Origin of the sequence: Lampropedia aestuarii, from assembly GCF_004803635.1 — a bacterium.
GTDB lineage: Bacteria > Pseudomonadota > Gammaproteobacteria > Burkholderiales > Burkholderiaceae_C > Lampropedia > Lampropedia aestuarii.
This window is the reverse complement of sequence record NZ_SSWX01000027.1, coordinates 44,498-54,627: the sequence shown is the minus strand read 5'-3', so window position 1 is coordinate 54,627 and position 10,130 is coordinate 44,498. Positions and strand designations below refer to the sequence as shown.

Annotated in this window: 8 protein-coding genes; 6 read left to right on the top strand and 2 right to left on the bottom strand. The window is 57.6% G+C overall.

Features of this window, described 5'->3' with window-relative positions; all coding sequences use genetic code 11:
- Positions 1 to 65: 65 nt before the first annotated feature.
- Positions 66 to 1,982, bottom strand: a complete 1,917-nt coding sequence (locus E8K88_RS16080; protein WP_136407697.1) for a SurA N-terminal domain-containing protein — start codon at positions 1,980 to 1,982, stop codon at positions 66 to 68.
- Positions 1,983 to 2,258: 276 nt separating this feature from the next.
- Here E8K88_RS16080 and dapF point away from each other — a divergent pair, with 276 nt between their 5' ends.
- The 3 genes from dapF to E8K88_RS16065 are packed head-to-tail and all read left to right on the top strand — an operon-like array spanning position 2,259 to position 5,002.
- On the top strand, positions 2,259 to 3,143 hold the full coding sequence (gene dapF, locus E8K88_RS16075) for a diaminopimelate epimerase (RefSeq protein ID WP_136407696.1): 885 nt from the start codon (positions 2,259 to 2,261) through the stop codon (positions 3,141 to 3,143).
- The gene (locus tag E8K88_RS16070) at positions 3,140 to 3,928 is read left to right on the top strand and encodes a DUF484 family protein (protein WP_136407695.1); all 789 of its coding nucleotides are present in this window, start codon (positions 3,140 to 3,142) and stop codon (positions 3,926 to 3,928) included. Before dapF ends, E8K88_RS16070 begins: the two co-directional genes overlap by 4 nt.
- A 6-nt stretch (positions 3,929 to 3,934) precedes the next feature.
- On the top strand, positions 3,935 to 5,002 hold the full coding sequence (locus E8K88_RS16065; protein WP_420813590.1) for a tyrosine recombinase XerC: 1,068 nt from the start codon (positions 3,935 to 3,937) through the stop codon (positions 5,000 to 5,002).
- Positions 5,003 to 5,037: 35 nt separating this feature from the next.
- On the opposite strand, the gene E8K88_RS16060 is transcribed toward E8K88_RS16065, so the two are convergent.
- Positions 5,038 to 6,021 (bottom strand): LysR family transcriptional regulator, encoded by a 984-nt coding sequence (locus E8K88_RS16060; protein WP_136407694.1) that lies wholly within the window; start codon positions 6,019 to 6,021, stop codon positions 5,038 to 5,040.
- A 156-nt stretch (positions 6,022 to 6,177) separates the two neighbouring features.
- Between E8K88_RS16060 and E8K88_RS16055 the strand changes: the two genes are divergently transcribed.
- From E8K88_RS16055 to ppnP, 3 genes are all read left to right on the top strand, one after another.
- Positions 6,178 to 7,689: a CoA-acylating methylmalonate-semialdehyde dehydrogenase gene (locus E8K88_RS16055; RefSeq protein WP_136407693.1), complete on the top strand. Its 1,512-nt coding sequence runs from the start codon at positions 6,178 to 6,180 to the stop codon at positions 7,687 to 7,689.
- A gap of 152 nt (positions 7,690 to 7,841) precedes the next feature.
- Positions 7,842 to 9,578, top strand: a complete 1,737-nt coding sequence (locus E8K88_RS16050; protein ID WP_136407692.1) for a GMC family oxidoreductase — start codon at positions 7,842 to 7,844, stop codon at positions 9,576 to 9,578.
- Positions 9,579 to 9,712: 134 nt separating this feature from the next.
- Entirely contained in the window at positions 9,713 to 10,030 is a 318-nt protein-coding gene (gene ppnP, locus E8K88_RS16045; protein WP_136407691.1) for a pyrimidine/purine nucleoside phosphorylase, read from the top strand.
- Positions 10,031 to 10,130: the final 100 nt, after the last annotated feature.

The following is a 10,130-nucleotide window of genomic DNA, read 5'->3' as shown; positions in this document are numbered from 1 at the left end:
GGACTCTACCAACTGAGCTACAGCCACCGAATAAAAACGTAAGTATATACTATTTTTCTTGTTTATTAAGGCCTAGGAGCGCGAATTTGCACTTTTAATGCTTGTTTGAGTACTTCGTAGTAGGCCTCAGTCTCGGCGGCTGCCAAGGATTGTGCAACTTGCATGTCGTACATATCGCGCAATTGGGTGCGCTGTTGCTCATCCATGCTCTCGGCAAACAATGGGGCAATGCTTTGTACATTGGCCACCAGGTAGCTGCCGTCGGTTTGTGTGAAACCCAGCACTTGTGGCAGTTGTGTGCTTGGCAGAGTCAAGATCGTGTTCACATCCGCTGGAGACAGGCCTTGTGGTTGCTGGCGCGAGATCAGCATCGCTTCGCTGCCTTCGGTGTTTTTCGCATCCGCTTTCCATGCTTTGAGGGCCTCTTCCCCAGCCTGGCGAGCCAATTGTGCGGACTCTTGTTCAATCAGCAAAGTTTTTACCTGGTCTTTGACTTCGTCCAAGGGCTGCACCTGGGCTGGGTTGAGTTGAACCACACGGGCGGTGATGATTTGGCTGTTGCCAATGTCCACTGCGTCGATATTTTCTCGGTCCTGGGTCGCGCGGCTGTCAAACAATGCTTGCAGTACCGGCGCTGATTGCAGCACCTCAGGGCTGTCAGGCTGTGGTGTGCGTGAGAGGCCTTTGGCTGTTTGAATGCTCAGTCCCAGCTCATCGGCAACTGGTTGCAGCGAATCGGATTGGTCGTGGGCAATATTGCGTAGTGTCTCGGCTTGCTCCAGAAACTGGTTGCGTGCAAGGTTGTTCTTCACATCCTGGGCCAGGCGATCACGCAGCTCTTCGTACGCAGGGATGGCCGCTGGCTTGATGTCAACCAACTCAATGATGTGGTAGCCGTACTCAGTCGGGATGACCTCGCTGATGTCGTTGGGTTGCATCTTGAAGACGGCATTGTCAAAGTCCGCCACCATCGCGCCGCGGCCAAAAAAGCCCAGGTCGCCACCGCTGTCTTTGCTGCCCGTGTCGTCGGATTCGGCTTTGGCAATCGCCTCAAAACGGCTCGGATCTTCGCGCAGCTGTTTCAACGCTGCATCTGCTTTGGCACGCACCGCATCGCGCTGTGTTTGGGACATCGAGGTGTCTGCGGCATACAAGATGTGGCGTGCATGGCGTTGCTCTTGGCTGGTTGCGTAGGACGCCTTGTTGTTCTCGTAGTAGCTGCGCAGCTCTTCTTCATTGATCTCGATGCGGTCCATCAGGTGCTGCAAATCCAGCACCACATACTCAATGTCGACTTGTTCGGGGCGCTGGAACAGCGCCTGGTTGGCGTCGTAAAAGCTTTTGAGGGCTTCGTCCGTGACAGCAACCTGCGCTGCGTAGTCGCCGGCGGTGAAGCGCTTGACCTGCAGATTGCGGTTTTGGAACACGGCATCAACAGCCAAGTTCGCCTGCACGGGCGTGAGAATGGAGGTGGTTTGCGCAATGCCCAGCACTTGCTGCATCGCCAACTGGCGGCGCACATTGGCCTCATAGCCTTCTGAACTCATGCCGTATTGCATCAGCAGGTCGCGGTAGCCTTGCATGTCCATGCGGCCATCTGCGCCTCGCAGGGCTGCAATTTCAGGCTGTTTGACCAGGTCTCGGGCTAACTGGTTATTGCTGATCACATAGTTGCGGTCATTGATGACCTGGGCAAAGACCGCGTCACGCACCAAGCCTTCGAGCACGACATAACGCTGCTGAGGGGAGTCCAGCTCGGCAGAGGTCAGCTGCGGATTGGATTGACGGGCATTGTCTGCGTAATTGCGCTGCTGGAAGTCCCAGTCATTTTGTGTGATTTCAGTGCTGCCGACTTTGGCGACCACTGGACTGCGTTGTGTATACATGGAGGGATCCATCCCTACAAACACAAATGCAAAGATCACAAGTGGAAAGAACACAATCATGACCACCTTGAGGTGCTTGCGTATGAAATCAAACATGCTTGCCTGCCGTATATTGAATTGAAGTGTGGCGAGAAATAACAAACTATAACGTATAAGGCGTTGCTGGTTGGCGCCAAGACTGCACAAGTAATTGCTAATACTGTAGATGTGACAATAAATGGTATTTTTATTTGGCTCTAATCGGCTTGTTCAAGCGGGCTGCGAAGCTGACTCTGATTGAGGTGGTGGAGGTGGTCTGCAAGAGGCCGCAATCGCGTACCTGGACCAAGGCACTTGTGCGACAGAAGAGACGTTTCATGGAACAATGAAGGCATGAATATCCCATTTACGAAAATGCAAGGCGCGGGCAATGATTTTGTTGTCCTCGATGAAACGCAAGGCCCTTCGGGCTTGACGGCGGCGCAGTACCGCTGGCTGGCCGATCGGCATTTTGGCGTTGGGGCAGACCAGATTCTGACAGTGCGTGCAGCGCCTGCTTCTCTTGCCGACAAAGTCGACTTTGAATACGTGATTCACAATTCAGATGGTGGTGAAGTCGAGCAGTGCGGCAATGGTGCGCGCTGCTTTGCGCGTTATGTGTATGACAAGCAGCTGACTACCAAGACGGCGATCCGTGTCAGCACGCGTGCGGGCATCATTGAGCCTCAGTTGCAGGAGGATGGGCGCGTGACTGTCAATATGGGGCTGCCGCGCTGGTCCGCAGAGGCTATTCCGTTCCTGCCCAACGGCTTGCGCAACCAGGCAGCCGGTGAGGCAGAGCGTTGGTGGCTGCCGCTGCCTGCAGAGGCGGGGGCCGAAGGCGTGTGGGTGGTGCCAGTGTCGATGGGCAATCCCCATGCCGTGCAGCTGGTGGAGTCGGCCGCGCAGGCCCCGGTGCTGCAAATGGGGCCATGGATTGAGTCACACCCCAGCTTTCCCCAGCGGGTCAATGCAGGTTTTATGGAAGTGCAAAGCAGAGGCCGGATTGCGCTGCGGGTCTATGAGCGCGGCGCCGGCGAAACCCTGGCTTGCGGCACCGGCGCCTGCGCCGCAGTTGTCAGTGGGATTGCGATGGGACTGTTGGATTCACGCGTCGATGTCCAAACCAAGGGCGGAATGCTGACCATAGAATGGGCAGGCGCAGGCAGTCCTGTGCTGATGACTGGGCCGGCTTTGACCGTTTTTGAAGGCACTATTGAAATTCCTGCATCACCATGACACATTTGCCACCTAATCAAGCAAGTCTTCGCTCTGAGGAGGACATTGCCAGCTACTTGATCAGCAATCCAGAATTTTTCGAGCAGTTTGCCGAAGTGCTGGGTACCGTTCAATTGGCCAGTCCCCATGGTGGCAAAACAGTCAGTCTGCATGAGCGGCAAACCAGCATGCTCAGGGAGAAAGTCAAAGGGCTGGAGGCAACCATCGTTGAGATGATGGGCTACGGCTCCGAGAACATGCACATCATCGAAAAAGCCCATGCGTGGACGCAGGCGATGCTCAAGGAGCGCGATCCCTTGCAGTTGCCTACCGTGCTCACGCAACAATTGCAGGCCCTGTTTGATGTGCCCAATGTGTATTTGCGCCTGTGGGACCTGGATGCCCAGTTTGCCCAGTTGCCCGAGGTGCTTTTGGTAGCAGAAGAGAGCAAAGGGCATATTGCCAGTCTGCCCGCGCCTTACTGTGGTCCGCGTGGCAGTGTTGAAGGCCTCAAAGGCCTGGCCGGTGAAGGTGCGAATCTGGATGAGGTGCAGTCGATTGCCCTATTGCCGTTGCGCGCTGGCGTGCTCGGTGACAACTTCATCACCTTCGGCTATTTGTTGCTGACTTCGCCAGAAAGCCATCGTTTCAAGCAGGAAATGGGCACCGAGTTGCTGGTGCGTCTGGCCAGCCTGGCCAGCGCTGCGATGCAGCGTTTGCTGCCTGATGCGACCGTGACCTGGGTCAAGGAACAAGAGCGGCTGGCCCGTCAAACAGACGCGCAGGCTGAACTGCCACTGGAGTAAGCCTCAATGGCGCGTTCGTCTTCGTCCCAGCCTCCAGCAGACCCATTGCCTGATACGCACGCTCAGACCGATTTGCACAGCGCGATGGTGGCCTACTTGCAACACGTGGAGGTGGAAAAGCGCTTGGCGGCTCGCACAGTCACCTTGTACACCGAGGACATGCGCAAGCTGCAGCGCGCTGCCACTGAAGCCAAGCAGGATGTGCTGCAACTGCAAGCCTTTCATATTCGCAAGCAAGTGGCGTTGATGCACAGCCAAGGCCGCAGTGCGCGTGGCATTGCGCTGATTCTCAGTGGTTGGCGCGGTTTTTACCATTGGGCGGTGTTGCAAGGTTTGGTGCCCAATAACCCAGTGCTCGATATCAAGGCGCCCAAAGCGGCCAGGCCCTTACCCAAAGCCCTGAGTGCCGATGATGCCGTGCAACTGGCAGCCTTCAGGCGCAGCAGCAGCGAACTGGCAGATGCTGGCAATGGCACAGCGCCCGGTTGGCTGGAGCTGCGCGATGCGGCGATGACCGAGTTGCTCTACAGCAGTGGTCTGCGGATTGCCGAGCTTCTGGGCCTGGATACCCAGGCCAGCGCACAGGCGGAACAACAAGGCCGTGGCTGGATTGATATGCTGGCGGGTGAAGCCCATGTCATTGGCAAAGGACAAAAGCGCCGCAGCGTGCCGGTCGGTGCGCCCGCTTTGGCGGCTTTGCAAGCCTGGCTACAAGTGCGTGATGTAGCGGCACGTTGGCCAGACCAGCCCGCCTTGTTCATCAGCAGCCGTGGCCAGCGCATGAGTGCGCAAAGTGCCTGGCTGCGTTTGCGCCAGCGCAGCCAGCAAGCGGGACTGCCCGTGCCGGTGCACCCGCATATGCTGCGGCATTCATTTGCCAGCCATGTGCTGCAGTCCAGCAGTGATTTGCGGGCGGTGCAAGAGTTGCTGGGCCACGCGAATATCGCGACGACTCAGGTGTATACGCGGCTGGACTTTCAGCATTTGGCCAAAGTGTATGACGCTGCCCATCCGCGGGCGCACTTGCCCCAGGTGTCTGTGCCAGAGCGCAAGGACGGTGAGCCAGAGCGCTGACAACCCCCAGCGTTTGGCATTCAAGGCCATCGTCTTTACTGGTTGCCAAAGGGCGTAAAGCCCGCTTTAAAGGCTTCTTGCAAATGGTTGACCAAGCAGCGCACCGCACGCGGCACTTGCGGTGCCCACGGCCTGATCGCAAAAATCTGGTTGCCAAAAAAACCTTGCGACTGCCATTGGGGCAGCACCCGCACCAGGCGGCGCGGCTCATGGGCTTGCAGTTGCGCGCTGAAATCCGGCAGCAAGGCAATGCCCAGGCCTGCCAGCGCGGCCTCACGCAGCAGCTCACTGTTATTGGCTTTGAAGGCAGCTGTTTGAATCGCCACATGCCGGTGCTCCGATGGCTGCTGGCTTTGTTCGCGCACCAGCGTCCAGCTCAGGCCGTGGTTGCGCCCACGCAGGTAGACCAGGCAATCATGCTGGGCCAAATCTTCCGGACAGCTGGGCATGCCTCGTTGCTGCAGATACGCATTGCTTGCCACCAGAATGGATTGGCTGCTGCACAAGGGCCAGGCCACGCTGTTATCGGGCGCGGCCTGGCTGTGGCGGATGGCCAGATCAAACCCTTCTTGCACCAGATTCACGAGTCGGTCGTTGAGGTCTAGCTCAATGCGAATTTCTGGAAACTGGTGCGCAAAGCTCGCCAGTGCTGGCATCAAGTGCTGGCGGCCCAAAGCCACGGGCGCGCTGAGGCGCACCAGACCACGTGGGGTCGTGGCCAGATCGCGCACTGCGGCCAAACTGTGCTCAATATGCGCGAACGAGCCTCGCGTGTCGTCGACCAATTGCTGGCCGGCAGCAGTCAAGGCCACCGAGCGGGTCGACCGTTGTACCAGACCAATGCCGACTGCGCGCTCCAGCGCTGTGATGCGTTGGCTCACGGTTGCCTTGGAGAGGCCCAGGCGCTGCGCTGCTTGGGTGAAGCTTTGCGTTTCGCCCAGTACCATCAGCATATGCATGTCGCTGAGATTGTCACCAATTTGCAATGACGATGGGGCGTTGGGGGCGGGTTCGGTCATGCTGGACTGCTCTTGCATTGGTTCAATGGCTTTTTGATTGTTTGAAATATTGAACAATGTAGTTGATTTTTTTGACTTCTCAAAACAGGCAGGCTCTTCTAGACTGGCGCTCATCAAGCCATGTCTGTGCATGGCGTTCTTTTTGGGAGAGTTAGCATGACCACCACGATTGCCCATTGGATTGATGGCCAAGTCCGCCCCGCAACCAGCGGCCAACAACAGAATGTGTTCAACCCTGCTACCGGCGCTGTGACCGGCCAGGTGCAACTGGCCAGCCATGCCGATGTGGATGCCGCTGTCGCTGCGGCCAAAAACGCCTGGCCAGCCTGGGCCAATCTGCCGCCGCTGCGCCGCGCCCGCATTCTCAATCGCTTCTTGGCGCTGCTCAACACCCACAAAGACGACCTGGCCCGCATGATCACCGCCGAGCACGGCAAGGTGTTCACCGACGCGCAAGGCGAAGTCACGCGTGGCATTGAAATTGTGGAGTTCGCCTGCGGCGCGCCACATTTGCTCAAAACCAATTTCACTGACCAGGTCTCCACCAATATCGACAACTGGACTGTGCGCCAGCCGCTGGGCGTGGTCGCTGGCGTGACACCATTCAATTTCCCGGTGATGGTGCCGATGTGGATGTTCCCGATGGCGCTGGCAGCTGGCAATACCTTTGTGCTCAAACCCAGCCCAATCGACCCGAGTCCCAGCCTGTTCATGGCCGATTTGCTCAAGCAAGCGGGTTTGCCAGATGGTGTCTTCAACGTTGTGCAAGGTGACAAGCTGGCGGTCGACAGTTTGTTGGAACACCCGGATGTCAAAGCGGTTTCCTTTGTCGGCTCGACCCCGATTGCCAATTACGTCTACGAGACCGGCGCACGCCATGGCAAGCGCGTGCAAGCGCTGGGCGGGGCGAAAAACCATTTGGTCGTGATGCCTGATGCCGATATGGACCAAGTGGTTGACGCCTTGGTTGGCGCCGCCTATGGCTCAGCCGGCGAGCGTTGCATGGCCGTCAGCGTGGCGGTGTTTGTCGGCGAGGGGACCGCCGAGAAAGTGCTGCCACAGCTGATTGAGCGCACCAAAGCCCTCAAGGTGCTCAATGGCGAAAACCTGGATGCGGAAATGGGCCCGATTGTGACGGCCGCGGCCAAACAGCGCATCACCGGTTACATCGAGCAAGGCGTGGCCGAAGGCGCGCAGCTGCTGGTCGATGGCCGCCAGTTCGATGCTGCGCAAACCGGCGCAGGCTGCGAGCAAGGCTTCTGGATCGGCGGCAGTTTGTTTGACCATGTCAGCACCGATATGCGCATCTACAAGGAAGAGATTTTTGGCCCGGTATTGGCTTGCGTGCGTGTCAAGGACTTTGGTGAAGCCATTGACATCATCAATGCCCACGAGTTTGGCAACGGCGTGAGCTGCTACACACGCGATGGCCATATTGCCCGCGAATTTGGCCGCCGGATTGAAGTCGGCATGGTCGGTATCAACGTGCCAATTCCTGTGCCTATGGCCTGGCACGGTTTTGGCGGCTGGAAGAAAAGCCTGTTTGGTGACATGCACGCTTACGGCGAAGAAGGCATTCGTTTTTACACGCGCCAGAAAAGCATCATGCAGCGCTGGCCAGAAGCGACGGCCAAAGGTGCTGAGTTTGTGATGCCAACCAGTCAATAATGCCATAGATGGCCATGTGTGCTGGTCTGTTGAACGGCAGCACACTTGGCCTCTCGGTGCACCAATACGAGAAAAGAACATCGGCGCTGGCCATTGCCCATCAGAACAATTACCTGCGCCAAGCCCATGGTAATGGGAAGGAGACACAACGCATGGCCGCAACAACGCCAGCAGGCGCAAGCCTCACGTTTGACTATATTGTGGTGGGCGCAGGCACGGCCGGGGCCTTGCTGGCCAATCGCTTAAGCCGCGACCCGAGCAAGCGCGTCTTGTTGCTGGAAGCCGGGCGCAAAGACAATTACCACTGGATTCATATACCGGTGGGTTATTTGTATTGCATTGGCAACCCGCGAACCGATTGGCTGTTCAATACCCAGCCCGATCCAGGTTTGAATGGCCGCGTGCTGCGTTACCCGCGTGGCAAGACGCTGGGCGGGTGTTCAAGCATCAACGGCATGATTTATATGCGCGGCCAGGCGCGCGATTACGAGCAGTGGGCCGACTTGAGTGGCGATGACTCCTGGCGCTGGCCCGAGGTATTGCAGCACTTTCGCCAGCACGAATCCCATTACCGGCTCGACGCCGGTGCGGCTGGGTTTGCCACGCCCGAGGCCCGCGCAGCTTTTGCCCAGTGGCATGGCGCAGCGCACAACCGTGGCGCAGACGACATGGGCGGCGAATGGCGGGTGGAAAAACAGCGCCTGCAATGGCCGATTTTGGATGCGTTTGCCAAGGCCTGTGTGCAGGCAGGCATTCCTGCCACCGAAGATTTCAACCAAGGCAATAACGAAGGCGTCAGCTACTTCGAGGTCAACCAGCGCAAGGGCTGGCGCTGGAATACCGCTAAAGCCTTTTTGCGCCCGATTCGCCATCGCCGCAACCTGACCATCTGGACCGAAAGCCAGGTCGAGCGGTTGTTGCTGCAGCTGCAACCCAATCACAACCAGCGTTGCATCGGTGTGCAGGTCAACAAAGCGGGCCAAAGCCTGGCCGTGCATGCGGCAGCTGAAGTGATTCTGAGCGCGGGCAGCATTGGCTCGCCGCAGATTCTGCAACTTTCTGGCATTGGCGATGGCGCGCTATTGCAGACCAACGGCATTGCGCCGGTGGTGCAATTGCCAGGCGTGGGACAGAACCTGCAAGACCATTTGCAGATTCGCTCGGTCTACCAGATCAAAGGCACACCGACTTTGAATACCAAGGCCGCTTCGCTGTGGGGCAAGGGCATGATCGGACTGGAATACGCGCTCAAACGCTCGGGGCCGATGAGCATGGCGCCCTCGCAGTTGGGCGTGTTCACGCGCTCCTCGGCTGACTATACCAAGGCGAACATCCAATACCATGTTCAGCCCTTGAGCTTGGAGGCATTTGGCCAGCCATTGCATGGTTTTGATGCGTTCACGGCCAGTGTTTGCAACCTTAATCCAACTTCGCGCGGCTCGGTGACAATTACTTCGCCGAAATTCACCGATGCACCTGCGATTGCGCCGCAGTACCTGAGCACCGCCGAAGACCGCCAGGTAGCTGCTGATAGCCTGCGTTTGACGCGGCGCATTGTCGCGCAATCGGCTTTGGCTGCTTATGCGCCAGTAGAATTCAAGCCCGGTGTGCAATACCAAAGCGATGATGATCTGGCCCGCTTGGCAGGCGATATTGCAACCACCATTTTTCACCCGGTAGGTACGTGCAAAATGGGCCGGGCTGACGACCGCCAAGCGGTCGTGGATTCACAGCTGCGTGTGCTCGATGGGCAAGGCGGCCATATTGCTGGCCTGCGCGTGGTCGACGCCAGCATCATGCCAACCATCACCAGTGGCAACACCAATAGCCCAACGCTGATGATTGCAGAGAAAGCGGCAGCCATGATTTTCGCCAGCGCACAGCAATGAGATAGGCAGGTCGCTGCAAAAACGGCCAATTTTTGCAGCGATCTGCGCTGGCTTCAACCTGCAAGCCCTAGAATTGGGATTCTTTACGCTCATCTGTCCAACACAGACCCTCGGTCTTTTTCGCTTGCATTGCCATGACTACTGAAACCCTGAACGCCCGCTCTATCACCACCAAAGCCAATGTGTATTTCGATGGCAAATGCGTCAGCCACAGCTTTGTGACCGCTGAGGGCGAAAACAAATCGGTCGGTGTGGTCTTGCCCGCCGAGCTGACGTTTGGCACGGCCGCCCCTGAGATCATGGAATGTGTGGCAGGCAGCTGCGAATACCAGCTGGAAGAGGGCGGTGCCTGGCTGCCATGCACGGCAGGCCAATCGTTTAAGATTGCTGGCAACGCCAAATTCAATATCCGTGTGAAAGACGCTTTCCACTACATTTGCCATTACGGTTGATTGGGTAGATCCTTTGTTTGGCGATCCTGGCCGTGCCGTTGTGGCACTAGGCGCAGCATCCATGAAGCGGCTATAGGCCGCTTTTTCTTTCAGCACAGAT